Source organism: Luteibacter sp. TLI7-4A, from assembly GCF_056754745.1.
This window is the reverse complement of the sequence record NZ_JBPGWO010000001.1, coordinates 806,794-831,720: the sequence shown is the minus strand read 5'-3', so window position 1 is coordinate 831,720 and position 24,927 is coordinate 806,794. Positions and strand designations below refer to the sequence as shown.

Annotated in this window: 22 protein-coding genes and 3 tRNA genes; 10 read left to right on the top strand and 15 right to left on the bottom strand. The window is 65.6% G+C overall.

Annotated features, from left to right (window positions below; translation table 11 throughout):
- Position 1: 1 nt before the first annotated feature.
- The 4 genes from ACR9Y6_RS03700 to ACR9Y6_RS03685 form a co-directional block, all read right to left on the bottom strand.
- Complete coding sequence (locus ACR9Y6_RS03700; protein WP_426284915.1) at positions 2-214, bottom strand: SlyX family protein; 213 nt, start codon at positions 212-214, stop codon at positions 2-4.
- Positions 207-1,556, bottom strand: coding sequence for a UDP-glucose dehydrogenase family protein (locus tag ACR9Y6_RS03695; RefSeq protein ID WP_481280047.1), 1,350 nt, complete (start codon positions 1,554-1,556; stop codon positions 207-209). The genes ACR9Y6_RS03700 and ACR9Y6_RS03695 overlap by 8 nt, the downstream gene beginning before the upstream one ends.
- A gap of 322 nt (positions 1,557-1,878) precedes the next feature.
- Positions 1,879-2,661: an FKBP-type peptidyl-prolyl cis-trans isomerase gene (locus tag ACR9Y6_RS03690; protein ID WP_306846304.1), complete on the bottom strand. Its 783-nt coding sequence runs from the start codon at positions 2,659-2,661 to the stop codon at positions 1,879-1,881.
- A 163-nt stretch (positions 2,662-2,824) separates the two neighbouring features.
- Positions 2,825-4,585, bottom strand: a complete 1,761-nt coding sequence (locus tag ACR9Y6_RS03685; protein WP_481280046.1) for a cation:proton antiporter — start codon at positions 4,583-4,585, stop codon at positions 2,825-2,827.
- Positions 4,586-4,789: 204 nt separating this feature from the next.
- Here ACR9Y6_RS03685 and ACR9Y6_RS03680 point away from each other — a divergent pair.
- The 3 genes from ACR9Y6_RS03680 to ACR9Y6_RS03670 all read left to right on the top strand — a co-directional run bounded on the left by ACR9Y6_RS03680 (position 4,790) and on the right by ACR9Y6_RS03670 (position 5,098).
- Positions 4,790-4,865, top strand: a tRNA-Ala gene (locus ACR9Y6_RS03680).
- A gap of 11 nt (positions 4,866-4,876) precedes the next feature.
- Positions 4,877-4,952, top strand: a tRNA-Glu gene (locus ACR9Y6_RS03675).
- Positions 4,953-5,021: 69 nt separating this feature from the next.
- Positions 5,022-5,098 (top strand) — tRNA-Asp (locus ACR9Y6_RS03670).
- A 252-nt stretch (positions 5,099-5,350) separates the two neighbouring features.
- Here the strand turns inward: ACR9Y6_RS03670 and ACR9Y6_RS03665 are convergent.
- On the bottom strand, positions 5,351-5,827 hold the full coding sequence (locus ACR9Y6_RS03665; protein WP_306846300.1) for a DUF1249 domain-containing protein: 477 nt from the start codon (positions 5,825-5,827) through the stop codon (positions 5,351-5,353).
- A 32-nt stretch (positions 5,828-5,859) separates the two neighbouring features.
- Positions 5,860-6,675, bottom strand: coding sequence for a posphoenolpyruvate synthetase regulatory kinase/phosphorylase PpsR (ppsR, locus tag ACR9Y6_RS03660; protein ID WP_481280045.1), 816 nt, complete (start codon positions 6,673-6,675; stop codon positions 5,860-5,862).
- A gap of 188 nt (positions 6,676-6,863) precedes the next feature.
- Here ppsR and ppsA point away from each other — a divergent pair, with 188 nt between their 5' ends.
- Positions 6,864-9,236 (top strand): phosphoenolpyruvate synthase, encoded by a 2,373-nt coding sequence (gene ppsA, locus ACR9Y6_RS03655; protein ID WP_481280044.1) that lies wholly within the window; start codon positions 6,864-6,866, stop codon positions 9,234-9,236.
- A gap of 88 nt (positions 9,237-9,324) precedes the next feature.
- Here the strand turns inward: ppsA and ACR9Y6_RS03650 are convergent, their stop codons facing one another.
- The 3 genes from ACR9Y6_RS03650 to ACR9Y6_RS03640 are packed head-to-tail and all read right to left on the bottom strand — an operon-like array spanning position 9,325 to position 11,841.
- Entirely contained in the window at positions 9,325-10,095 is a 771-nt protein-coding gene (locus tag ACR9Y6_RS03650) for a DeoR/GlpR family DNA-binding transcription regulator (protein WP_481280043.1), read from the bottom strand.
- On the bottom strand, positions 10,092-10,712 hold the full coding sequence (locus ACR9Y6_RS03645; protein WP_481280042.1) for an HAD family hydrolase: 621 nt from the start codon (positions 10,710-10,712) through the stop codon (positions 10,092-10,094). The genes ACR9Y6_RS03650 and ACR9Y6_RS03645 overlap by 4 nt, the downstream gene beginning before the upstream one ends.
- 10 nt (positions 10,713-10,722) lie before the next feature.
- Complete coding sequence (locus ACR9Y6_RS03640) at positions 10,723-11,841, bottom strand: MFS transporter (RefSeq protein WP_481280041.1); 1,119 nt, start codon at positions 11,839-11,841, stop codon at positions 10,723-10,725.
- 913 nt (positions 11,842-12,754) lie between these two features.
- On the opposite strand from ACR9Y6_RS03640, the gene lexA reads away from it, so the two are divergent.
- From lexA to ACR9Y6_RS03615, 5 genes are all read left to right on the top strand, one after another.
- Positions 12,755-13,381, top strand: coding sequence for a transcriptional repressor LexA (gene lexA / locus ACR9Y6_RS03635; RefSeq protein ID WP_481280040.1), 627 nt, complete (start codon positions 12,755-12,757; stop codon positions 13,379-13,381).
- Positions 13,382-13,383: 2 nt separating this feature from the next.
- Positions 13,384-14,013 carry a translesion DNA synthesis-associated protein ImuA gene (imuA, locus tag ACR9Y6_RS03630; RefSeq protein WP_306850665.1) on the top strand — a complete coding sequence of 210 codons (630 nt, stop codon included), beginning with the start codon at positions 13,384-13,386 and terminating at the stop codon, positions 14,011-14,013.
- Positions 14,014-14,086: 73 nt separating this feature from the next.
- The gene (locus ACR9Y6_RS03625; protein ID WP_481280039.1) at positions 14,087-15,496 is read left to right on the top strand and encodes a Y-family DNA polymerase; all 1,410 of its coding nucleotides are present in this window, start codon (positions 14,087-14,089) and stop codon (positions 15,494-15,496) included.
- Positions 15,497-15,509: 13 nt separating this feature from the next.
- Entirely contained in the window at positions 15,510-18,656 is a 3,147-nt protein-coding gene (locus tag ACR9Y6_RS03620; protein ID WP_481280038.1) for an error-prone DNA polymerase, read from the top strand.
- Positions 18,657-18,885: 229 nt separating this feature from the next.
- The gene (locus tag ACR9Y6_RS03615) at positions 18,886-19,182 is read left to right on the top strand and encodes a hypothetical protein (protein ID WP_481280037.1); all 297 of its coding nucleotides are present in this window, start codon (positions 18,886-18,888) and stop codon (positions 19,180-19,182) included.
- A gap of 73 nt (positions 19,183-19,255) precedes the next feature.
- On the opposite strand, the gene ACR9Y6_RS03610 is transcribed toward ACR9Y6_RS03615, so the two are convergent.
- The 4 genes from ACR9Y6_RS03610 to ACR9Y6_RS03595 all read right to left on the bottom strand — a co-directional run bounded on the left by ACR9Y6_RS03610 (position 19,256) and on the right by ACR9Y6_RS03595 (position 22,102).
- On the bottom strand, positions 19,256-19,480 hold the full coding sequence (locus tag ACR9Y6_RS03610) for an RNA-binding S4 domain-containing protein (protein WP_481280036.1): 225 nt from the start codon (positions 19,478-19,480) through the stop codon (positions 19,256-19,258).
- A gap of 32 nt (positions 19,481-19,512) precedes the next feature.
- Positions 19,513-20,499: an MBL fold metallo-hydrolase gene (locus ACR9Y6_RS03605; RefSeq protein ID WP_481280035.1), complete on the bottom strand. Its 987-nt coding sequence runs from the start codon at positions 20,497-20,499 to the stop codon at positions 19,513-19,515.
- Between the two features lie 65 nt (positions 20,500-20,564).
- On the bottom strand, positions 20,565-20,981 hold the full coding sequence (locus ACR9Y6_RS03600; protein WP_481280034.1) for a ketosteroid isomerase-related protein: 417 nt from the start codon (positions 20,979-20,981) through the stop codon (positions 20,565-20,567).
- A gap of 8 nt (positions 20,982-20,989) precedes the next feature.
- A complete protein-coding gene (locus ACR9Y6_RS03595; RefSeq protein ID WP_481280033.1) occupies positions 20,990-22,102 on the bottom strand; it encodes an S-(hydroxymethyl)glutathione dehydrogenase/class III alcohol dehydrogenase in 1,113 nt (370 codons plus the stop codon).
- Between the two features lie 529 nt (positions 22,103-22,631).
- On the opposite strand from ACR9Y6_RS03595, the gene ACR9Y6_RS03590 reads away from it, so the two are divergent.
- Positions 22,632-22,793, top strand: a complete 162-nt coding sequence (locus ACR9Y6_RS03590) for a hypothetical protein (RefSeq protein ID WP_481280032.1) — start codon at positions 22,632-22,634, stop codon at positions 22,791-22,793.
- A gap of 78 nt (positions 22,794-22,871) precedes the next feature.
- Here ACR9Y6_RS03590 and ACR9Y6_RS03585 read toward each other — a convergent pair whose 3' ends face one another.
- Together ACR9Y6_RS03585 and ACR9Y6_RS03580 are read right to left on the bottom strand one after the other, a co-directional pair.
- Positions 22,872-23,453 (bottom strand): hypothetical protein, encoded by a 582-nt coding sequence (locus ACR9Y6_RS03585; protein ID WP_481280031.1) that lies wholly within the window; start codon positions 23,451-23,453, stop codon positions 22,872-22,874.
- A 107-nt stretch (positions 23,454-23,560) separates the two neighbouring features.
- Positions 23,561-24,880: an Nramp family divalent metal transporter gene (locus ACR9Y6_RS03580; RefSeq protein ID WP_481280030.1), complete on the bottom strand. Its 1,320-nt coding sequence runs from the start codon at positions 24,878-24,880 to the stop codon at positions 23,561-23,563.
- Positions 24,881-24,927: the final 47 nt, after the last annotated feature.

Genomic DNA, 24,927 nt, shown 5'->3' with positions numbered 1-24,927 from the left:
TTCAGTAGTGCGGCGGCGGAGGCTCGTTGGCAGGATCGCTGCCCAACCCCGCACGCATGTTCACGAGATCCGAGCGCAGGTCGCGCACGGCTCGTTCCAGTAGGTCCAGCCGGCGGGCGATTTCCGCGTCGGCCGACGAAAGCGCGTTAACCGTGTCGTCGATGAAGGCGAGGCGCACCTCGAGTTCGACCACCCGTTCATCCAGGTCAGCCATGCTCGCGCCCTGCCAGGCTACGGCCACGACCGATGCCGTAGTACGCGATGCCGGCTTCCTCGACCACGGCCGGATCGTAAAGATTGCGGCCGTCGAAAATCACCGGGGACACGAGCAGCGATTTCACGCGCCCGAAATCGGGGCTGCGGAATGCCTTCCACTCGGTGACGATGACCAGCGCATCGGCGCCTTCGAGCGCGGCGTAGGGACGCTCGACCAGCGTGAGGTCGTCGCGATCGCCGTAGATGCGACGGGTTTCTTCCGCGGCTTCCGGGTCGAATGCGCGAACGCGGGCACCGGCTTCCCACAACTGCTCCATGAGGCGGCGGCTGGAGGCTTCGCGCATGTCGTCGGTGTTCGGCTTGAAGGCCAGGCCCCATACGGCGATGGTGAGGCCTTTCAGCTTGCCATCGAAATGCTTCGAAAGCAGGGCGAACAGCCGCGACTTCTGCGCATCGTTCACCGCCTCCACCGCGTCGAGCAGGCGCGCTTCGTAGCCCACCGAATGCGCGGTACGCGCCAGCGCCTGCACATCCTTCGGGAAGCAGGAGCCACCGTAGCCGGCGCCGGGATAGATGAAGTGATAACCGATGCGGGGGTCCGCACCGATACCCTGGCGCACCAGTTCCACGTCGGCGCCGACATGCTCGGCGATATTGGCGATCTCGTTCATGAAACTGATCTTGGTCGCCAGCATCGCGTTCGCGGCGTACTTGGTCAGTTCGGCCGAACGCTCGTCCATCACCACCATGCGGTCGTGGTTGCGATTGAACGCCGCGTACAGTTTGCGCAGCACGCGGATGGCCTTCTGGCTCGACGCACCGACGATGATGCGATCCGGACGCAGGCAATCCTCGACGGCATCGCCTTCCTTCAGGAATTCAGGATTGGAAACGACATCGAACGGCACATCGACGCCGCGCTTCTCCAATCGCGCGGCCACCGCGGCGCGTACGCGATCGGCGGTGCCCACGGGCACGGTCGACTTGTTCACCACCACGGTATAGCGATCGATGTGGTCGCCGATAGTCTTCGCCACGGCCAGCACGTACTGCAGGTCGGCGCTGCCATCCTCGTCGGGCGGCGTGCCGACCGCGATGAACACGATGTCGGCATGGGCGATGGCGGGTGCGGCATCCGTGGTGAAATCGAGGCGCCCGTCCGCATGGTTGCGGATGACCATGGGCTCCAGGCCCGGCTCGTAGATCGGAACGTCGCCCTGCTTCAGCCGTTCGACCTTGCCGGCATCGACATCCACGCAGACGACATGGTTGCCCATCTCGGCGAGGCAGGCCCCCGTGACGAGACCCACATAGCCGGTTCCAAAGATCGTGACTTTCATGAAGCTCCCGGAGCTTTCGACAGGCTCGTCGTAACGGGCAATTGTAGTCCGGCACGCGCGGCAAACAAACCAAGCCGGCCCGTGGTGGAGCCGGGCCATGCAAGCAATCCCGCCGGGAGCCAACCCTGGCAAGGCAAGTTCCGCTCTTGTGGGAGCCGCTTCAGCGGCGATGGGTGCTTGCCATAGTCTGGCCCGCTGCCGCGGGATCGCCGACAAGTCGGCTCCCACCAAGGAATCGCCCCCTCGGGAATAGGCTCCCACCAACGAAAAAGGGCGCGGATCGCTCCGCGCCCTTTCGATGTTGCCGGTAAGCCTTTAAGGCTTACTTGCCACCCTGCGGTGCGGCACCCGGAGCACCCGGGCCCTGGCCAGCCGGGGTCGGGCCGGTCTTGAGCAGTTCGACGTCGAAGATGATCGTCGCGTTCGGCGGGAAGCCGTTTTCCGGCTTGGCACCGTAAGCGATGTTCGACGGGATGAACAGCTTGTACTTGCCGCCGGTCTGCATCAGCTGCAGGCCCTCGCGGAAGCCCGGGATCACCGCGGCGAGCGGGATCTGGGCCGGACCGGCCGGCTGGTGGTCGGCCGAGGAGTCGAACTTCTCGCCGTTCACGAAGGTGCCGGTGTAGTTGATGGTGACGGTATCGTTCGGACCCGGACGCTGGCCGGTACCGGCCTGGACGACCTGGTACTGCAGGCCCGAGGAAGTGACCTTCACGCCGGCGGCCGACTTGTTCTTGGCCAGGAACGCATCGCCTTCCTGCTTGTTCTGGGCGGCGACCTTGTTGTACTCGGCCTCGGCCTTGACCTTCAGCTGGGCGACGAACGCTTCGCGAACCGACTTGGCCTCGGCCTCCGACATGGTCGGCTTCTGGCCAGACAGCGCAGCCTGCAGTGCCTTGGCGACCGTGGCGGCATCGACTTCCTTCGCGACGAGCGGCGGAAGCGAGCTGGCGAGGTCCCAACCCACGACATAGCTGGCCTTCTGTTTATCGACCGGTGCCGCGGAGGCAGCCGGCTTGGCGGCCTGGGCGGATGCGCCCGCGGCCGTACCCAGCGCAACCGCCAGGGCGACGGCCGTCATCGTGGGACGCAAAAAGTGCTTCATTCGGTACTCCCTCTCTAGAAAGATCGGCGACGCCGCCGGTACACCTCCTTGTGGAGGCGGAAACGCCATTGTGCGGTGGTTCGCGCCCTGCTTGCAATGACGGGGCGAGAGACAAGGTTTCACATGAAAAGTTCAGGAACCTTTCATCGAAATGAGGACTGCGTCACTCGTGGCGATCCTGCCCCGGTTTTTCGAGGGTGTCACGGATGGCGGCCTGGAGCCGGGCGTGGACCTGGACCAGCACCCGCCAGAGCAGCCAGGTGAGGCCTATCCCGATCAGGACCAGGACCAGCGCGACCTCCCGCGGCGGCAGGATGGTCGATGCCAGCGCCGCGACCAGCAGCCCTATCACCAGCATGGCCACCAGGGGGATGATCCGGGCCAGCACCGAGCGGATCGTGTAGGTGCGGGCGCCGAACCGGTCCGGAATGGACAATTCCGCCAGCAGCATGCCCAGGGCCCCGGCCTTGCGGTAGGTGGCCACGACCATCGGCAGGGAGAGCAGCGCCGCCATCGACCAGGCCAGGCTACGCTGCACCGTCGGCCGGTCGCTGAACATGTCCAGGTGCAGGAAACCCCGGCGATAGACGAAGGCCACGATGATGAACACGGCGACCACCAGCGCCGTGTTGATGATCACGTGCCAGACCAGCCGGCGGATCATCTTCATCACGACGGCGCCCTGCCCTTGCAGGCCGAGGTTACCCATCCATTCCGTGTAGGCGGCGAACACCCCGGTGAACCGCGAAGGCAAGGTCCGGCCCATGAATCGCGCGAGCGGGTCCGACGAACGGATGAGATAAGGCGTGAGGAAGGTGGTGATGGCCGACACCGCCACGGCCACCGGATAGAGGAAGTCGCTGGTCACCTTGAGCGTCAGGCCGAGCGAGGCGATGACGAACGAGAATTCGCCGATCTGCGCCAGGCCCATGCCTACGCGGAGCGACGTGCGCCCGTCGTTGCCGGCAACGAAACTGCCGAAACTGCAGGTGATGACCTTGCCCAGCACCACCGCGATCGTCACCACGGTGATAGGCCAGGCGTATTTCAGCAGGAGATCCGGATCGATGAGCATGCCGATGGCGACGAAGAAGATCGCGCTGAACATGTCGCGCACGGGCATCACGATGCGCTCGATCCGGCCCACGCTTTCCGATTCCGCGACGATCGCGCCGATCATGAAGGCACCCAGCGCGACGCTGTAGCCCATTTCCGTCACCAGCAGGCAGAAGCCGAAGCAGATGCCGAGCACCGCCACCAGCAGCACGTCGTTGCGGCTTACCCGCGCGATGTAGTCGACGACGCGCGGCACGAGCAGCAGCCCCACCACCAGCGACACCGCCATGAACAGGCCGAGCCGGCCGACCGCCGCCAGCGCCTGGCCCGCCTCGACACCACCGGTACCGGCGATACCGGTCAACAGGGCCATCAGCACGATCGCCAGCAGGTCCTCGACGATGAGGATGCCGAACATCAGCTGGGCGAAACGCTCGCGCTTCAGGCCCAGGTCCTCGAGCGCCTTCATGATGATGGTGGTGGAGGAAATCGAAAGCATGGCGCCGAGGAACAGCGAATCCATGGCCGACCAGCCGAAGAAACGGCCGATCTCGTACCCGATCCAGACCATCAACACGATTTCGGCGAAGGCGGCGACCAGCGCGGCGCCACCCACCGCCCGCAACTTCTTCAGGCTGAACTCCAGGCCCAGCGCGAACAGCAGGAGGATCATGCCCAGCTCGGACAGGGTGCGGATCGTTTCCTCGTCGTGGATGAAGATCACCGGCAACGTATGCGGACCGATGAGCACGCCGGCGATGATGTAGCCGAGCACCACGGGCTGCCTGAGGCGCTGGAAAAGCACCGTCGTGAGTCCGGCGACGAGCATCACCGTGGCCAGGTCCTGGATGAAAACGATGCCGTGCATGCCTGTCCCTGTAGGTATGGAAGGACAGGTTAACCGGTGTGCCACGGCCGAAGCACACGCGGTGGGGAAAGCGGTGGAACGCACGTCACCGCAAGTACGTGCCAGGTCTCGGCATTCCCCTTTTTCCGAAAATAAATTCAAAAAAAATGTAACGAATGCTTGACGAAGTCACGGGTCGGACGTAATCTTTGCGGCTTCCAGCAGGGGGCCATAGCTCAGCTGGGAGAGCGCCTGCATGGCATGCAGGAGGTCGCCGGTTCGATCCCGGCTGGCTCCACCAACTTCTAGTACGTCCCCATCGTCTAGAGGCCTAGGACATCACCCTTTCACGGTGGCGACCGGGGTTCGAATCCCCGTGGGGACGCCACTTTTCGGTTCGCCGAAGAGTGTAAAGGACGAAGGAAGTTGGGTTGTTGTTGGAAGTGGAACGTAGTGTGGAGCGGTAGTTCAGTCGGTTAGAATGCTGGCCTGTCACGCCGGAGGTCGCGGGTTCGAGTCCCGTCCGCTCCGCCATTACCTCCAAAGAGAATCCCGCCTTCCGGCGGGTTTTTTTTGCCCTGAATTCAAGGCCCGATGGCTTGGTGGGGCCCGATGGATTAGCAGGAGCCGAGCCCGATGGATTGTGGGAGCCGACCTTGTCGGCGATCCCGCGGCAGCGGGCCGGGTTACGGCAAGCACCCATCGTCGACAGGGTCGGCTCCCACCTCGGGTGGGCTCCCACTTCAGGTGGCTCCCACCATCAAGTCAGCTCACTCGCTGGTCGGCTCACTCGGCCGGGACGTCACCCACGCGCTCCAGCGTGCCGATCGAATGGCCCTGCTCCGCCAGGTATTCCAGCCAGCGGCTGAGGAAGCCGTTCATGCGCAGCCTGTGTTGCAATACCGTACGGGCGGGCGGAAACGGTCCCAACACCTGCCACAGCTTGCGGCCCGGATGGCAATGCATGGCCTCGGCCACGTGCGCATCGGTGTACATGCGCAGCTGCGCCGAAGGTGAAGGCTGGCCCGTCGCCTCATCGACGAAGTCGTAGGTGAGTTCGAGTTCGAGCGTGTACGGATGCTTCTCCTGCACGTCCAGGCGCACCTTCAGTCCATCGTCCACGTCCGAGATATACCGGCCCGGTGCCAGCCGCTGCGGTGCGAACAGCCGTGCCAGCCGGTGGTAGTTCTCCGCATAGAGTCCCATCAGGAACTCGAAGCGTCCCGGGATGAGGGCGATGGGGCGTTCGATGACGGCGGTCATGGGGGCGGCGATACTCCGTGAAACGTTCTCGTCTAATACATATGGCGTTCGATACCGAGGTATTCGAAGATCTTGCTCGAAATCTCCTCGATCGAGGTGTGCGTCGTGTTGAGGACCGGAATGTTCTCCCGCCGCATCAGCCTGTCGGCCTGTTCGAGTTCCCAGCGACACTGCTTCAGCGTGGCGTAGCGGCTGCCGGGACGGCGCTGCTCGCGGATCTGCGCCAGGCGGATCGGGTCGATGGTGAGACCGAACAACCGGCTGCGATAAGGGCGTAGACGCGTCGGCAACTCCAGCTTGTCGAGGTCGTCGTCCGTGAGCGGATAGTTGGCGGCGCAGACACCGTAATGCAAGGCCATGTAGAGGCAGGTGGGCGTCTTGCCCGAGCGGGAGACCCCGACCAGCACCACGTCCGCCTGGTTGTAGTCCACGTCCAGCCCGTCGTCGTGGGCCAGGGCGTAGTTGGTGGCCTCGATGCGGGCCTCGTAGCGCTCGAAATCGACCAGGCCATGGGAGCGGTTGACCGCGCCGGACTGTTTCGCCCCCAGTTCCGCCTCCAGCGGCTCGATGAAGGGGGCGAAGACGTCGAGCATCAGCGCCCCGCTGCCGGCCACGATGTCGCATAACGTCCGCGAGGTCATCGTATTGACCACGATGGGGCGCTGGCCGTCCTGGGCGTACTTGGTCTTGATCCGCAGGCAGGCCGCCTCGGCCTTGGCCGCGTTATCGATGAAGGGTAGCCGGTGGGTATCGAACTGCACCCCCTCGAACTGGGCCAGCATGCTGTTGCCGATGGTCTCGGCCGTGATGCCGGTGGAGTCGGAGATGAAGAACACGGTGCGACGCATCGGTCAATTCCCTGCGGTGGTCCATGGATCCACCTTAGCTCAAGACGCCGCGATAACAATCCACCCCGCATCATCGCTGAACGTTTGTGCATCGCGCCTTGTTTCGGCGCCGACCGTCCCCCGACAATGTGTGGATTTTCTAGCGCGGCCCGCCGCAAAACCGACGAACCGATTGTGAGGATTTTCCCTTGAGCGACCTGGTACTTTGGCTCGACGCGCTACGCATGACCGACCTGGGCAAGGTGGGCGGCAAGAACGCCTCCCTTGGCGAGATGATCGGCAACCTGGCGAAACTGGGTGTCTCCGTGCCTGGCGGTTTCGCCACCACGGCCGACGCCTTCCAGACCTACCTCGAGAAGAGCGGCCTCGCGAAGCGTATCCAGGAACGCCTGGCCACGCTGGACGTGGACGACGTGGACGAACTGACCCGGGGCGGCAAGGAGATCCGCGGCTGGATCGTCGATACCGCCCTGCCCGCTGACCTCGAGCAGGCCATCCGCGATGCCTACATCAAGCTGTGCAAGGACGCCGGCGCCACCGATATCGCGGTGGCCGTGCGTTCCTCCGCCACGGCCGAGGACCTTCCGGACGCCTCCTTCGCGGGCCAGCAGGAAACCTTCCTCAACGTCGTCGGCATCGACGATGTGCTGCACAAGGTGAAGGAGGTTTTCGCCTCGCTCTACAACGACCGGGCCATCGCCTATCGCGTACACCAGGGCTTCAAGCACGAGGACGTGTTCCTTTCCGCCGGCGTGCAGCTGATGGTCCGTTCCGACGTCGGCGCGTCCGGCGTGCTGTTCACCCTGGACACCGAATCCGGCTTCCGCGACGTGGTCTTCGTCACCGGCTCGTATGGCCTCGGTGAGATGGTCGTCCAGGGCGCCGTCAACCCGGACGAGTTCTACGTCTTCAAGCCCACGTTGCGCGAAGGCAAGCCGGCGGTGCTCCGCCGCAGCCTCGGCGCCAAGCAGCAGCGCATGGTCTATTCCGACCAGCCCGGCGAGCGCGTGCGCATCGAGGAGACACCGGTCGAGGATCGTCATCGCTTCTGCATCACGGACGCCGACGTGGAAGAACTCTCGCGCCAGGCGCTCGTCATCGAGAAACACTACGGCCGCCCGATGGACATCGAGTGGGCGAAGGACGGTCACACCGGCAAGCTCTACATCGTGCAGGCGCGCCCGGAGACGGTGAAATCGCGTGACCACGCGACCACGCTGGAGCGCTTCCAGCTCAACGAAAAGGGCAAGGTGCTCACCGAAGGCCGCGCCATCGGCCAGAAGATCGGCGCCGGCAAGGCCCGCGTCATCCGCTCGCTCGCCGACATGAACAAGGTCCAGCCCGGCGACGTGCTCGTGGCCGACATGACCGATCCCGACTGGGAGCCGGTGATGAAGCGTGCCGCGGCGATCGTGACCAATCGCGGCGGCCGTACCTGCCACGCGGCGATCATCGCCCGCGAACTGGGCGTGCCCGCCGTGGTCGGCTGCGGCAACGCGCTGGAGACGATTCCCGACGGCGCGGAAGTCACCGTCTCCTGCGCCGAAGGCGACACCGGCACCATCTACGAAGGCACGCTGAAGTTCGACCGCATCACCGCCGACCTGGGCGCGATGCCGGAAGCGCCACTGAAGATCATGATGAACGTGGCCAACCCCGAACGCGCCTTCGATTTCGGCATGCTGCCCAATGCCGGCATCGGCCTGGCACGCCTGGAAATGATCATCGCCAGCCACATCGGCGTGCATCCGAAGGCCCTGCTGGAATACGCCAAGCAGGACGCGGAAACCAAGGCGCGCATCGATGCCCGCATCCAGGGCTACAAGGACCCGGTCTCCTTCTACGTCGATCGTCTCGCCGAAGGCATCGCCACCATCGCCGCCTCGGTGTACCCGAAGCCGGTGATCGTGCGCCTGTCCGACTTCAAGTCGAACGAGTACGCGGGCCTGATCGGCGGTTCGCGTTACGAGCCCCACGAGGAAAACCCGATGATCGGCTACCGCGGCGCCAGCCGTTATGTCGATCCGGGTTTCGCCGCGTCGTTCGCGCTGGAGTGCAAGGCGGCCAAGTACGTGCGCGAGACCATGGGCCTCACCAATGTGTGGGTGATGATTCCCTTCGTGCGCACGCTCGACGAAGGCCGCAAGGTGATCGAGGTACTTCGCCAGAACGGCCTCGTCCAGGGCGAGCACGACCTGAAGGTGATCATGATGTGCGAGGTACCGTCCAACGCCCTGCTGGCGGACGAATTCCTCGACATCTTCGACGGCTTCTCCATCGGTTCGAACGACCTGACCCAGCTCACCCTGGGCCTGGATCGCGATTCGAGCATCGTGGCCCACCTGTTCGACGAACGCGACGCGGCGGTGAAGAAGCTGCTCGCCATGGCGATCAAGACGGCACGCGACAAGGGCAAGTACGTGGGCATCTGCGGCCAGGGCCCCTCCGATCATCCGGACCTGGCGGAGTGGCTGATGGAACAGGGCATCGAATCGATGTCGCTCAATCCGGACACCGTGGTCGACACCTGGCTGCGGTTGGCCAAGAAAAAGGCCGGCTGAGGCAAGCAGGATGAGAAGGCGGTGGGGCGGTCCCGAGGGACCGCCCCACCCCGCTTTTGTGGGAGCCGCTTCAGCGGCGATCGACGACCTACCTATGCACCATCACCCCCGCCGCACGATACCGCTCCACCACCGCCGCATCCGTATCCGCCGCCACCACCAGGTGCGCGATACCGGCGATCGGCGCCGTATGATGCGTCGCCGAGGCCACCAGCTTGTCCGGCGTGGCGATCGCCACCGTCTCACCGCTGGCCTCGATGATCGCCTGCTTGAACACGGTCTCTTCCTCGTCGTAGGTCCATAACCCACGCTCGGGATCGATGGCGCACACCCCTGGAAAACAGAGGTCCGCACGAATGTCCTGTGCCTGGCGAACCGTACGGGAACCGATCGCACCACCGATCGCCGGATCGAGCTTTCCTCCCAGCACGATCACGTCGAAACCGGGACGACCGAGCACCGCCAACGCCACGTCCGGCGCATTCGTCACCACGGTGAGGTCGCTGTTTTCCGGCAACATCTTCGCCAACACGGTATTGGTCGAACCGGCGTCGATGAACAGTATCTGCCCGCGCCCGACGAGACCGATCGCCGTCCGCGCGAGTTCGCGCTTGAGTTCCGCCCGCTCGCCGTGACGCTCGCCCAGCGGGGGGATATTCACCGCGAGCAAGGCACCGCCATAGACGCGGCGGCATAGCCCTTGCGCGGCGAGATCGCGCAAGTCGCGACGGATCGAATCCTCCGATACGCGGAACTCCTGTGCGAGGTCGGCGGCGACGACCTTGCCCTCGCGGCGCAAGCGCTCGAGGATCAACTGTTCGCGCTCGCGGGGCAGCGTCGTGTCGAGCGGCGCATTCATGCCGGGAGGAAACCCAGTTCGATCAGTTCCGCACGCAGTTGCCGGGGCGTATGGAAATGGATGCCATGGATGCCCAGCGCCTCGGCGGCATCCACGTTGACCTTGTTGTCGTCGATGAACACCGCGCGCGAGGGATCGATGTCGTAGCGTTCGAGCAGGGTCTGGTAGAGCTTCGGGTCCGGCTTGATCATGCCCTCCTCGCCCGAGACGACGATGCCGTCGAAAAGGGTGAGGAAATCGAAGCGTTCGCGGGCGAATGGAAAGGTCTCGTGCGACCAGTTGGTGAGGCCATAGAGAGGATGCCCGGCCTCCTTCAGTTCGCGCAGGATATGCAGGCTGTCGTCGATCGCGCCACCGAGTGTTTCCTCCCAGCGGTGCTGGTAGGCCGCGATGAGTTCGGCCTTGGTGGGATGCTCCGCGGTGAGCAGGCGCACCGCCTCGTCCCAGGAGCGGCCGGCGTCCTGCTGCAGGTTCCATTCCGGCGTGGTCACCTCGGCCAGGAAGGCTTCCATCGCCTGCTCGTCGTCGCCGAACAGCTTGCGGTAGAGGTAGCGTGGATTCCAGTCGATCAGGACACCGCCGAAATCGAAGATGACGACATCGCGTTTGGTATGCATGGAACGATCCTTAGCGGCGCGCGATGGACGCGCAGATTGATACGACCACGAGCAACACGGCCACCCCGCAAAGGGCCAGTGACAGGCTGCTCAGGTGGGCGGCGAAGCCGATGGCCGCCGGGCCGGCGAGCATGCCCGCGTAGCCCAGCGACGTGACCGTGGCGATGGCGATCCCGGGGGACGTGCCCGGCTGGCGCCCGGCCGCGCTGAACAGCACGGGGACGATATTCGACGCGCCGATGCCTACCAGGATGAAGCCCAGCATCGCGGCCGGCCCCCAGGGCAAGGCGGTGGCGAGGAAGAAGCCGAGCGCGGCCAGGAGGGCACCCACGCGCACGATCGTCACCGGCCCCACCGAGGCCGTGATGCGATCGCCGAGCAAGCGGCCGCAGGCCATCGCGATGGAGAACGCGGCATAGCCCAGGCCAGCCAGCGAAGGATCGAATCCGCGCGAGAAACGCAGGAACACCGCGCTCCAGTCCAGCATCGCGCCTTCGGCGAGGAATACCACCAGGCAGAGGAAACCCAGCAGGAATACCGATGCCGAGGGCATGCGGAAGATGGAATGCGACTGGTCGGAATCGTCGAGTCGAACCAGGAAGTGCCTCCATTGCGTCACGACGATGACGAGCAAGGCGGCCGACACGGCCAACGCGCTGCCGGTCAGCGGCGCACCCGCCTTCAACAGTGCCGCCATGCCTGCCGAACCGGCGAGGCCGCCTACACTGAAAAGGCCATGGAAGCCCGACATCATCGGTTTGCCCGCATGCTTTTCCACGTCCACCGCGTGGGCATTCATGGCCACGTCGACCACGCCCAGCGCGGCACCGAAGAACAACAGAGCGGCACCGAGCCAATAGGCATTGGGAGTGATCGTCAGCAGGGGCAAAGCCACGCAAACCAGCAATCCGCTACCACCGATGACGTCGCGGTTCCCGTAACGATGGGTCAGGAACCCCGCCAGGGGCATGGCGGCGACCGCCCCGCAGCCCATGCACAGGAGCACCAGGCCGAGCGTCGCATCGTCGAGCCCGAGCCTCGCCTTGGCATACGGCACCATCGGGGCCCAGCTGGCCATGCCGATGCCGGAAAGAAGAAAGATCAATCGAGTGGCGCGCGCTGGCTTCATGCGAACTTCCATGGATGACGAATGCGCATCAATGTATGAAAACGTGCATAAACGTGCAAGTCCTTTTGGGCAGTTTTCTCGCGAAAAGTGGGCGGTGCACGGCTCGGCTTCGCCCTCGCGTTCGTCGTGTGCGGCGAGGGGAGCTGCCGGGCGCCACCCTCGGCGCGACGGTAGTCGCCGTCCCTTGGGCAAGGATGCCGCTGCGCGGCCGTGTTTGATGGCTGCGCCCCGGCGGGCTCGGACGGTCGGGCGGGGGTTTCCGATTCGCCCTCCTGGCTCAGCGGAAACGATCGGCCGTCCTGGCCGATCCCCTTCGGGCCTTCTCCGCCCGCCCCTCCTCGGCTCCTAATGTCGCGCCGAGGGTGGCGCCCGGCAGCTCTCTGGACCCTGCGGTGGGCTGGTGGGAAAGAGCGACGCTCGCCACATGCCACATGCCGCACCCGGGTGGGAGGCCACACGGAGAGGGCATCCACCCCGGTCGCGGGCGTTGGCTTTTGCCGCACAACACCTCAGTGCTCGGAAGAGCCGTCGGCCGCCACCCTCGTCGCGACGTGTGGAACCGAGGAGCAACGGGCGAAAAGGCCCGCAGGGGGCCGGCCTGGACGGCCGGCCGTTTCCGCCGAGCCATGGAAGGCGAGTCGGAAACCCCGCCCGGCGCGACGGGCGCGACGGGGCGCCAGCCATAAGACATGGCCGCGCAGCGGCTTCCCTTCCCGAGCGACGGTGCAACCGGAGCGACGAGGGTGGCGGCCGACGGCTCTGCCCCGCACACCCCAACCGCGAGGGCGAAGCCGAGCCGTGCATGCAACCGGCCCGCCGCCGCGGGATCGCCGGCAGGGTCGGCTCCCCACCCAGAAGGCGCCATACGATTTTCCCCTTGCGCCGCTCCGTCGACATCTGTACAAATGTACGCATGTCGACACCTACCCTTACCGAGCGCCAGCAAAAGACCCTCGCCTTCCTGCAGGAATACCTGCAGGCGCAAGGCCTGCCGCCGACGCTGCGGGAGATCGCCGATGCCCTCGGCTTCTCCAGCCATAGCTCCGCCCAGGCATGCGTGGAGTCCCTCGTACGCAAGGGCGTGCTGGAGCGCTCGCCACAACATCGGGGGCTGCGCCTCCCGGCCGGCAACGCCGCGCTGATGCGCATGGCCGCCGCAAACGACCTGCCGCTGGTCGGCCGGGTCGCCGCCGGTTCGCCGATCCTCGCCGAGGAAAACATCGAGGCGCAACTGGAAGTCGACCCCGCGTTGTTCCGGCCACGCGCCGATTACCTCCTGCGCGTCGTCGGCATGAGCATGCGCGATGTCGGCATCCTCGATGGCGACCTCCTGGCCGTGCACAAGACGGCCACCGCCAGCGACGGCCAGATCGTCGTGGCCCGCCTCGACGACGAAGTCACCGTGAAGCGGTTGAAGCATGAACGCGACCGTCTCCTGTTATTGCCCGAAAACCCCGACTTCGCGCCGATCGAAGTCGACCCTCGTCGCCACGCGTTCGCCATCGAAGGGCGTTACGTCGGCATCATCCGCAGGACCTGACCATGAACGCCATCGCCACTCCGACCCTCGCCCAGGTGCTCGACCATCCCGGTATCTGGCGCCGATCCGCCGACCGCCAGCCGCGCGTGCGCGCCCTGTCCACGGGCTGGACCTCGCTGGATGCCAAGCTCCCGGGTGGGGGCTGGCCGCAAGGCGCGCTCAGCGAGATCCTGTTCGAACACGATGGCCTCGGTGAACTGGACCTGGTGATGCCTGCCCTGGCGGCACTCACCCAGGAACACCGCCGGGTGATCTTCGTCGCTCCGCCTTACCTGCCTTATGCACCCGCTCTCGCCGCCGCGGGCGTGGACCTGCGTTTCCTGCACGAGATCCAGGCCGGCAGCACCGAAGCCGCCTGGAGCATGGAACAGTGCCTGCGTTCGGGTTGCTGTGGCGCCGTGGTCGGCTGGTTGCCGGATATCGATTACCGCAGCCTGCGGCGCTTGCAGCTGGCCGCCGAAAGCGGCGACGCCTGCGCCATGATCTTCCGTCCCGCCGCACATGCCGCTCAGAACAGCCCGGCCGCGCTGCGGCTCAAGGTCAGCAACAGCGACGAGGCCACCTACGTCGACGTGCTCAAGTCGCGTGGCCTGCTGACCACCACCGCTCCACTGCTGCGCATGCGGGCCTGATGGTTTCCCTCATGACGCCGCGTTTTCCACGCCGTCATGACGGACGCGCCATCGTCCCCTTTCCTACGCAGTCATGCTTTGGGCCTGTCTCCGCTTTCCCGGCCTGGCGTTCTCCGCCGCCTTCGCCGCGACACCGGAGGCAGGCCCCTCTGCCTTGCTCGACCATCGGGCCCGCCAACGCCTGATCGCCGCGGCTAACGCCGAAGCCAGCGCCTTCGGTGTCCGCCGTGGACAGAGTCTCGCCGCAGCCCGTGCCTTGTGTCCTTCGCTGGAAGTACGCCCGCGCGATCCCGATGCGGAAAGCCGCCTGCTCGCCGAACTGGCCGCCTGGTGCTACCAGTTCAGTGGTCACGTAAGCCTGGTGCCACCGCACGCGATCCTGATGGAAGTCGGCGCCAGCCTGCGCCTGTTCGATGGCTGGCCCGTGCTGGCCGAACGCTTGCGCAGCGGGCTCGCCGCGCAAGGACACAGGCATACGCTGGCGGCGACGCCGTTCGCCGCCGCTTCCTGGGTGTTCGCCGCCCATGCCGACGGCATGGTGCTGCCGGAACGCGAAGGCGTGCGGCGCATGCTGGGTGCCTTGCCGTTGAACCAGAGCGGGCTGCCCGTCGCCACGGTGACATCGCTGCATGCCATGGGCTTTCGCCGCCTGGAGGAAGTTTTCCGCCTGCCACGCCCGGAACTCACCCGGCGCATCGGCCGCGATGGCGTGAACTGGCTCGATCGCATCCGCGGGGAAGCCGCCGACGCCCTGCCCGCCTGGCAGCCACCAGCCAACTTCCGCCAGAAGATCGAGTTCGACGGCGAACTGGATGGCAGCCAGCCATTGCTGTTTCCCCTGCGCCGCCTCACCCGCGCACTGGCGAACCTGCTGGCCGCCCGCGACGGAGGTGTACAGCGTTTCACCCTCACCCTCGACCATGCACGCGGCGAATCCACCCGTGTCGTGGTCGCCATGGCCGCGCCGCAACGCGATGCCGATCGCCTGTTCGAACTGGCCCGTACACGGTTGGAGCGCGCCACGTTGCCAGCCCCGGCGCGCGCGATCGGACTGGATGCCGAGGAATTGCCGGTGTTCCGGCCACCGCTGCGCGACCTGTTCGAGCCGGTTCGCGGCGACGGCCTCGACTGGCCCATGCTCGACGAACGCCTGCGTGCACGCCTTGGCGAGGCGGCACTGCGCCAGATCGCGCTGGTGGCCGACCATCGTCCCGAACGTGCCTCGCGTTACGGCACCCCCGGCGCCACGGTCTCGCTGCCGCGCCGGCACCGGCCGCTCTGGTTGCTGCCGCGGCCGATGCCGATGCGCCCCGACCCGGCGGCCGTCCTCGCCGGCCCCGAGCGCATCGAAAGCGGCTGGTGGGATGGCGACGACGCACGGCGCGATTACTACATCGTGCGCACCGTGCACGGGCAGCAAGCCTGGGCCTACCTGCCCCCCGGCACCCTCGATGGCTGGATGCTGCACGGCTGGTTCGCCTGACTCCTTCTTCGCCATGAAGATCGACACATCCCACCTGACACCCGCCAACGACGAGGACACCGCCGTCCCCGCCTATGCCGAACTGCACGCGCTCAGCGACTTCAGTTTCCAGCGTGGCGCATCCAGTGCGCGCGAGTTGTTCGAGCGAGCGAGGAGCATCGGCTATACGGCGCTCGCCATCACCGACGAGTGCTCGCTGTCCGGCATCGTGCGCGGCCTGGAAGCGTCGCTGGAAACCGGCGTCCCCCTCATCGTCGGCAGCGAGTTCCGCCTCGCCGACGGCACCGTGATCGTCCTGCTCGTGGAGAACCAGGCGGGCTACGCCGAATTGTGCCGGATCATCACGCTCGGCCGCCGCCGTGCGGCGAAGGGACACTACGAGTTGAACCGTGCCGACTTCGAATCCCTCGGGCCGGGCCTCGGCGTGCTCTGGGCACCCGGCCCCCTCGCCGCCAACACGGCGGCCACGCATGAAGATCGCGCGGCCTGGGTGTCGGCCCACTTCCATGGGCGTGCCTGGCTCGCCGTGGAACTGCACCGCGGCCAGCACGACGATGCCGAACTGGCGACCCTGCGCGAGATGGGCGAACGTCACGGCCTGCCCTGCGTCGCCGCGGGGGACGTCCACATGCACCGTCGCCGCCGGCGCGCGTTGCAGGACATCATGACCGCCATCAGGCTGAACAAACCCGTATCCGAAGCCGGGCACGACCTGTTTCCCAACGGCGAGCGCCACCTGCGCCGACGCGAGACGATCGCCCGCATCTACCCACGCGACATCATCGATGAAACCCTCGTCGTCGCCGCGCGCTGCAGCGGCTTCGACCTGCGTGACATCCACTATGTCTACCCGCGCGAGCTGGTTCCGGAAGGCTTCGATCCACCGGCCTACCTGCGCCGGCTCGCCTATGAAGGTGCCGCCACGCGCTGGCCCGAGGGTGTCGCGCCCTCGATCGCCGAGCGCATCGAGAAGGAACTCGAACTCATCGCCCGCATGAAATACGAGGCCTTCTTCCTCACCGTGCAGGACATCGTCCGCTTCGCGCGCTCGAAGAACATCCTCTGCCAGGGCCGTGGCTCGGCGGCCAATTCGGTGGTCTGCTTCTGCCTGGGCATCACCGAGGTGAATCCCGCGCAGATATCCACCCTGTTCGAGCGCTTCATTTCGATCGAGCGCGACGAGCCGCCCGACATCGACGTGGACTTCGAACACGAGCGACGCGAGGAAGTCCTGCAGTACGTGTTCAACAAGTATGGCCGTGACCGCGCCGCGCTCGCCGCCACGGTCATCAGCTACCGGCACAAGAGCGCCGCACGTGACGTGGGCCGGGCACTGGGCCTTTCCGAAGACCAGCTCGACCAGTTGAGCCGGGCCTATTCGCATGCGCATGGCGAGGTATCCATCGCCCGGCGCCTGAGCGAACGAGGCTTCGATGTCACCAGCCGTACCATCCGCCAGCTCATGGTGCTGGTGGAAGCACTCAACGGCATGCCCCGCCACCTGTCGCAGCACGTGGGCGGCTTCGTCATCTCCGACACACCGCTGCACCACCTCGTGCCGGTGGAGAACGCCGCGATGGACGATCGCACGATCATCCAGTGGGACAAGGACGACCTGGAAACCATGAAGTTGCTCAAGGTCGACTGCCTCGCCCTGGGCATGCTCACGTGCATGCGCAAGGCGATCGACCTGTTGCGCGAGCACGAAGGCATCGACTACCGCCGCATCGCCGACATTCCCATGGACGATGGCCCGACCTACACGATGATCCAGGAAGCGGACACGGTGGGCGTGTTCCAGATCGAATCGCGCGCGCAGATGTCGATGCTGCCGCGCCTGTTGCCGAGGACATACTACGACCTGGTGATCCAGGTCGCGATCGTTCGCCCGGGGCCCATCCAGGGCGGCATGGTCCATCCCTTCCTGCAACGACGAAAGCTGTCCAAGGAGGACATCGTCTACGAACCGGGCGTGCGTGACGTGCTCGAACGCACGCTCGGTGTACCGATCTTCCAGGAGCAGGTGATGGCGCTCCTGCAAGTGGTGGCGGATTTCAAGGCCGGCGAATCGGACGAGTTGCGCCGTTCCATGGCGGCGTGGAAGCGCCGTGGCGGCCTGGAAAAATTCGAGCCGAAAATTCGCCGCAACATGGCGAAGAACAACTACTCCCCCGAGTTCACCCAGCAGATCATCGACCAGATCCAGGGCTTCGGCAGCTACGGCTTTCCCGAATCGCATGCGGCCGGTTTCGCCCTGATCGCCTACGCCTCGTCGTACCTGAAGTGCCACCACCCGGAAATCTTCACCTGCGCGCTGCTCAACAGCCAGCCGATGGGTTTCTACGCGCCCGCGCAGCTCGTCGCCGACGCACGCCGGCACGGCGTGGAAGTACGCCCGCCCGATGTCACCGCCAGTGACTGGGACTGCACGCTCGAATCCATCGAAAGGAAACCGGGCAAGCTCGCCTTGCGACTCGGCCTGCGCCTGATCAACGGGTTGTCCGCCGGGCTCGGCACGCGCATCGCGGCCGCACGCGCGGAAGCGCCCCTGCGCGACCTGGCCGATCTTTCCCGCCGCGCCGGCCTGACCCGCTTCGAACGCGAACGCCTCGCCGATGCCGGCGCACTGCGCCTGCTCAGCGGACATCGCCACCGCGCGCGCTGGGAGAGTTCCGGCATCGAACGCAGCCTGCCCTTAATCGACACGGTGGCCGAGGCGCGCCCCACGCTGCGCCCACCCACGCTCGCGGAAAACGTTTTCGCCGACTACGCCACGCATGGCCTTTCACTCGCCGCGCATCCGTTGGGCCTCATTCGCAAGAACTTGCTGGCCCGGCGCGCGCGTCGGGCCTGCGACCTCGAGCGGGAGCGCCATGGCGCCTGGCTGCGCCACGCAGGCCTGGTGACCGTTCGCCAGCGGCCGCAGACCGCCAGCGGAATCACCTTCGTCACGCTCGAGGATGAAACCGGCCAGGTCAATGTGATCGTAAGGCCGAAGGTCGCCGAAGCGTGCCGGCAGGCCTTGCTCGATGCCGTGCTGCTGGCTGTCGACGGACAATGGCAATCGATCGACGGCGTGCACCATCTCGTGGCGGGCCGGCTGCACGATTTCAGCGATCTGCTGCCGGCCATGGCCTCCGTGTCGCGCGACTTCCACTAAGTGATTCAACGCTCACATGGCACGACCCTTGCCGTCACTTAACCGTAGCTAATTTTCTCCTGAACGGTTCCCAGCGAATTGCTGCTTTGCAAGAGCAACATTCATCGAAAAAGGAATAGCGTCAGCAAACCCCGCACGGGCCGGTCTTAAGGTCTTACCGGGAGCGATGCTTTTTCGCGCCATGCATCGCGATGTTCCCCAGGCGCCACAAGTTCCAGGAGATTTCGTCATGCGCAACACGAAACTGATCCTCGCCATGCTGGCTGGTTGTATGACCGTGAGCGGCGCAGCCCTCGCACAAAGCGCCTCGCAGACGCCCTCGCCCACGCCGGCGTCGACGGCCGCCACGCCTACGCAGACGACCCACGACTCGATGAAGAAGACCGGCGACTCCATGAGCCAGGATTCGATGAGCCACGACTCGATGAAATCCGGCGCCAGCGATTCCATGAAGTCGACCCACAAGAAACACAAGAAGAGCGGCACCTCGACCGAACCGGCGAAGTCCTCCACGTCGGGCATGTGACCGAAAGCGCATGAACGAAAAAACCCGGCGCCGCGAGGCGCCGGGTTTTTTCATGTCCTGCGAACGCAGGGGCTCAATCGATCTCGGGAAGCACGCTGATCTCGTGATCGCCGATCGTCACGACCTGGCCGGCGCGGACCTTGTAGGTCTTGCGCAGTTCGACCTTGCCGTCGACCGTCACCAGGCCGTCGGCGACCATGTGCTTTCCTTCGCCGCCACTGGCGGCGATGCCGGTCAGCTTCAGCAGGAGGTTGAGCTCGACGTAATCGCCTTCGAGGCGGAATTCATGGAACGACATGGGGAGGCGGCTATGCGGCGGGAGGGCCGCCATTAGAGCGCAATTCGGCCGCCGATGTTGAGCAACATGAATTCATCCGTTCCCATCCCCGCCTCCGCCAGCGCCTCGCCCAGCAGGCGCGGTGGCTCGTCCAGTTGATCGTCGGCCAACTCGAACGCGCCCCAGTGGATCGCGATCGAGCGCTTGCAGCCGATCTCCCGGTGCAGGCGCAACGCCTCCGCCGGATCGACATGCTGGCCACGCATGAACCAGCGTGGCGCATATGCGCCGATCGGAATCGCGGCGAGGTCGATCGGGCCGGCGCGGCGCCCGATCTCGGCCAGCTTGTCCGAATAACCGGTGTCGCCCGCGAACCAGAAGCGGAAACCTTCCTGCGCCATCACCCAACCACCCCAGAGCGAACGGTTGCGGTCCCATAGTGTCCGTGCGCTCCAATGCCGGGCCGGTACGAAGGTGAACGTCGCGCCGCGCACCTCCGTGCTCGCCCACCAGTCCAGTTCGCGCACGTTGCCGATGCGCCCGCGGTCGAACCATGCCTTCAAGCCCAGCGGCACGAGGAACACCGCCTCGGGAAACCGTCGGGAAAGCGCTCGCACCGTGGCGGCATCGAGGTGGTCGTAGTGATTGTGCGAAATCAGCACGACATCGACCGATGGCAGCCCGGCGACATCCACGGGCGCCGGCGTCCGCCGGGCCGGCCCCGCGAACGATACGGGAGACGCGCGGTGACCGAGCACCGGATCGGTGAGCACGGTCAACCCGTGGTGACGGACGAGCACGCTCGCATGCCCCAGCCACCAGGCGGCATCGTCGGTACCCGCCAGGTCCGCGCGTTGCCACCAGCGGCGGGCGAACGCGTCATAACCCTCGGTGGGCGGCCGCGGCAGGCCCTGCTCCTTGCGCTCCTTGCGCCAGCGCTGCAGGCCACCCGGTTCGCGGGTATCGGGCTCGAGGTTGCGGAAGCCTTCCGGCGAATGATGCGCCTTGGAGCGGTCGTAATACGGATTGATCCAGGCCATGCGCAACCTTCCGGGATAGACGGGTCGCAGCAGACCTGCGGCCCGCCTTCCGGCACTTCAAGGTGTCAGTCGACTTCCACCCGGCGCACCTGGGCCAGCCAGTCTTCCAGGTTGTAGTAGTTGCTGATCCGGCTGATGCGGCCCTGGGACACTTCGAAGAACGCGCCACCCGGAAGGACATAACTCTGGCCCTGGGCCAGCGGCAGGCCTTCGTCCGTGGCCTTGTACACGCCATGGACCACGTATTCCGCGGCGGCACGCGTACCGGTCTCGTTGGCCATCACCACGATGTTCTTCAACTGTTCGCTGTAGCTCATGTTCATGCGCTGCAGGAAGGCGGCGAAGCGGTCGCGGCCGGTCTCGCGTCCACCCTGGTTGATGTCGTGCACGACATGTTCGTCGAGCAGGGCCAGCATCGAGGCCCAGTCGCCGCGGTTGAAGGCGTCGTAATAGCGGCGGATCAGATCGATCGTTTCGTTCATCGAGGGACTCAATAGAGGATGACGGAGCGGATGGCCTTGCCCTCGTGCATGAGGTCGAAGGCGCGATTGATGTCTTCCAGTCCCATCGTATACGTGATCATCGGGTCGATCTTGATTTCGCCGTCCATGTAGCGATCCACGTAGCCGGGTAGCTGGCTGCGGCCCTTCACCCCACCGAAGGCCGAGCCACGCCACACGCGCCCGGTCACCAGCTGGAAGGGGCGCGTGCGGATCTCCTGGCCCGCGCCGGCGACGCCGATGATGATCGATTCGCCCCAGCCCTTGTGGCAGCACTCCAGCGCGGCACGCATCACGTCGACGTTGCCGATGCACTCGAACGAATAGTCGACGCCGCCGTCGGTAAGGTCGACGATCACCTGCTGGATCGGCGTGCCCGGGTAGTCGCGCGGATTGATGAAGTCCGTGGCGCCGAGCATCTTCGCCATCTCGAACTTCGACGGGTTCGTGTCCACCACCACGATGCGGCTGGCCTTGGCCATGACCGCGCCCTGTACGACGGACAGGCCGATGCCGCCCATGCCGAACACGGCTACGGTGGAGCCCGGCTCCACCGTAGCGGTGTTGAGAACCGCTCCGATGCCGGTGGTGATGCCGCAGCCGAGGAGGCAGACCTTCTCCAGCGGGGCATCCTTGTTGATCTTCGCCAGGGAGATTTCCGGCAGGACGGTGTATTCGCTGAAGGTACTGGTGCCCATGTAGTGCAGCAGCGGCTTGCCGCCCAGCGAAAAGCGCGAGGTGCCGTCGGGCATCACGCCCTTGCCCTGGGTCACGCGGATCTTCTGGCAGAGGTTGGTCTTGCCCGAGCGGCAGAACTTGCACTCGCCACACTCCGGCGTATAGAGCGGGATGACGTGGTCGCCCGGCTTGAGCGAGGTGACGCCTTCGCCTACCTCCTCGACGATGCCGCCCCCTTCGTGGCCCAGGATCACCGGGAACGCGCCTTCGGGATCGTCGCCGGAAAGTGTGTACGCGTCCGTATGGCACACGCCGGTGGCGACGATGCGCACCAGCACCTCACCCGCCTTCGGGCCCTGGACGTCGATTTCTTCGATGGACAGGGGCTTCCCTGCTTCCCAGGCAACCGCGGCGCGAGACTTCATGATGGGCCTTCCTCTTACGATGACTGAACCGGCTTGCGACGCCGGGTGGACCGTGGATTCTAGCCACCCCGGACCCGATCCCGAAGCGGCATCGGGGAACCGTTCAGCCCCACGGGTAGCGACGGGCGCCCCCTTGAGTTAAACTAGGGTTAACGGATACGTCCGGAACGGCGAACGAAAGGGCACGGTAAGGATTCCGATAGGCATGACTTATGGCCCCCATCGGAAATTTCTTTGAACCTTTTCCTTACACCGGATGTCCAAGGTTTTAATGCTTGGAAGGCCTTGTAAAGCCGCAAGCCGCCCATAGAAAGGGCCCGTAGGAAACTCGTTAGTTCAGAAATTCGAACCGCTGGGTGCGTGACGAAAGACTAACGAACCGATTGTTCACCAAACGAAACGGACCAATCGCCCGGCGCTTCTTCTTTGGATCGCCCCGGCAGCGTAAGGTCCACGCCACGCCAGAGACCGGCGGCGTCGGCGCCAGAGGATTGAAACATCCGGTCCTTAACGACTGGGAGACAAGACCATGAACGAACTGCGCAATGAATACGGCATCACGACCTTCGAATACGCTGCTGGCAACCGCGCCGCGGACGCCCACGGCGGTCTCGACCTCTTCGGTGGCGAGTTGGACGGTTACGACTGGCTGGGCGAAGTGGCCAGCCGCCTGAGTGGCGATTCGGTCTAACGCGATTCGCCCCGGCCGGGCCACGCTCCGTACTGCAAAACCATAGAGAAGGCCCGCCTCGTGGCGGGCCTTCGGCTGTCAGGACGCCTTGCGCGCCCTCGTTCGAGCGGCTTTCTTGGCCGCCGACTTCCTTCCCGCGGCACCCTTCGTATGCGCCGCCTTCTTGGCCGCCGCCGACCGGCTGGACGAGGTGCGCTTCGCGGCGCTCTTGCGGCCCTGGGCCGATAACGCACGCTTGGACGCGGCGGAATGCCCTTCACGCTTCAACGCCTTGGTCGTCGCACGCGAGCGCGTGGCCGATTTCTTCGCCGTCGCCTTCCTGGCCGTGGACTTCCGGGCCGACGTGCCTGCCGCGCGCTTGCGCGCCGTGGACTTCTTCGCCGCCGTGCCCGCGGAACGCTTCCGGGTGGCCGCACGCGAATCCTGCGCCGCCTTCTTCTTGGTGGCCTTGCTCGCCGTCTTCGACGGCTTGTTCTTCACGCCGGCCCGCCGCGCCTTGGACAAGCCGATGGCGATCGCCTGTTTGGCCGACCGGGCGCCGTGCTTGCCTTCGCGCACGTGCTCGATTTCCTCGTGCACGAATTCCCCGGCCTGGGTCGAGGGCGACTTTCCTTCGCGCTTGTCCTTCCGTGCCTTCGCGATAGTCTTTTTCTCAGGCATGACTTGGTCTCCTCCGGGGAGTGTGGGTCAGGGATCGAGAGGGGGCCGTCGGTGGCGTCGACAACCGAGACTGCGCGACTACACGTGATGCATACGTATGTCCCGCGTCACGCGAGTCCCGACACCTGGGCCACGAGCCACGCGTTCGCGGCGGAGATCACGACGAAGAGGAACCACGCCGTGCAGGACACAAGGCGCGTGTTGACGAAGCCGCCCATCAAGGCTCGATCGTCGGTGAAACGGATCAGCGGGTACATGGCGAAGGGCAGCTGGATGCTGAGCACGACCTGGCTCGCTACCAGCAAGGCACCGATGGCACGGTCTCCCATGGTCACCACGCCGATGAAGGCCGGGACGATCGCCAGCCCTCGCGTGACCAGCCGGCGCTGCCAGCAAGGAATCTTCAGTTGAAGGAAACCATCCATGATCACCTGCCCCGCGATGGTGCCGGTGAAGGTGGAACTCTGTCCCGAGGCGAACAGGCCGATGGCGAAAGCCACGGCGGCGACGGTGGTTCCCGCGATGGGAGCGAGCAGCTGGTAGGCGTCGCCGATGTCGGCGACGTCCGTGCGCCCGCTGGCATGGAACGCGGTCGCCGACACGATCAGGATCGCCGCGTTGATGAGCAAGGCCAGGCTCAACGAGCAGATGGTGTCCACGCGGGTCAGGCGTATCGCCGCGCGCTTGCCCTCCTCGCCTGAAACCGCCCGCGTCTGCACGATCGACGAATGCAGGTAGAGGTTGTGCGGCATGATCGTCGCGCCGAGGATGCCGATCGCCAGGTAGAGCGGCTCCTGCGCCGACACCGCATGCCACGAAGGCACGAATCCCGCCGCGACCTCGGCCCAGTTCGGCCCGAGCAGGAACAGTTGCACCACGAAGCAGATACCGATGGTGCCGACCAGCCCGAGGATGATCGACTCGATCCGGCGGAAGCCCCTGCCCTGCAAGCCGAGGACGATGAAGGTATCCAGCGCCGTCAAGGCGACGCCCACGGGCAACGAGACCCCGAACAGCAGCTTGAACGCCAGGGCGCTCCCGAGCACCTCGGCGAGGTCGCAGGAAACGATCGATATCTCCGCGAATACCCATTGGATGCGCCCGATGGCCTTCGGGTAGCGCTCGCTCGACAGCCGGGCGAGATCCTTCTGGGTGGCGATGCCCAGCCGCGCCGCCAGGCACTGCAACACGATGGCGGCGAGGCTGGAAAGCAGCACGACGAACAGCAGTCGATAGCCGAACCGCGACCCCGCCTCGATGTCGGTGGCCCAGTTGCCCGGGTCCATGTATCCGACGGAAACCAGTAGCCCGGGGCCGGCGAAGCGCGCGGCCTTTTTCCACCAGGGCAGGTCGAAGGGAACGATGATGGACCCGGCGACTTCCGACGGGCAGAACGGCGCGGTGGCCGTCTTGGGCAAGGGAAACATGGGCCGCATCGTAACGGGATTCGCGGATGAAAACCGCCGCACGCCGG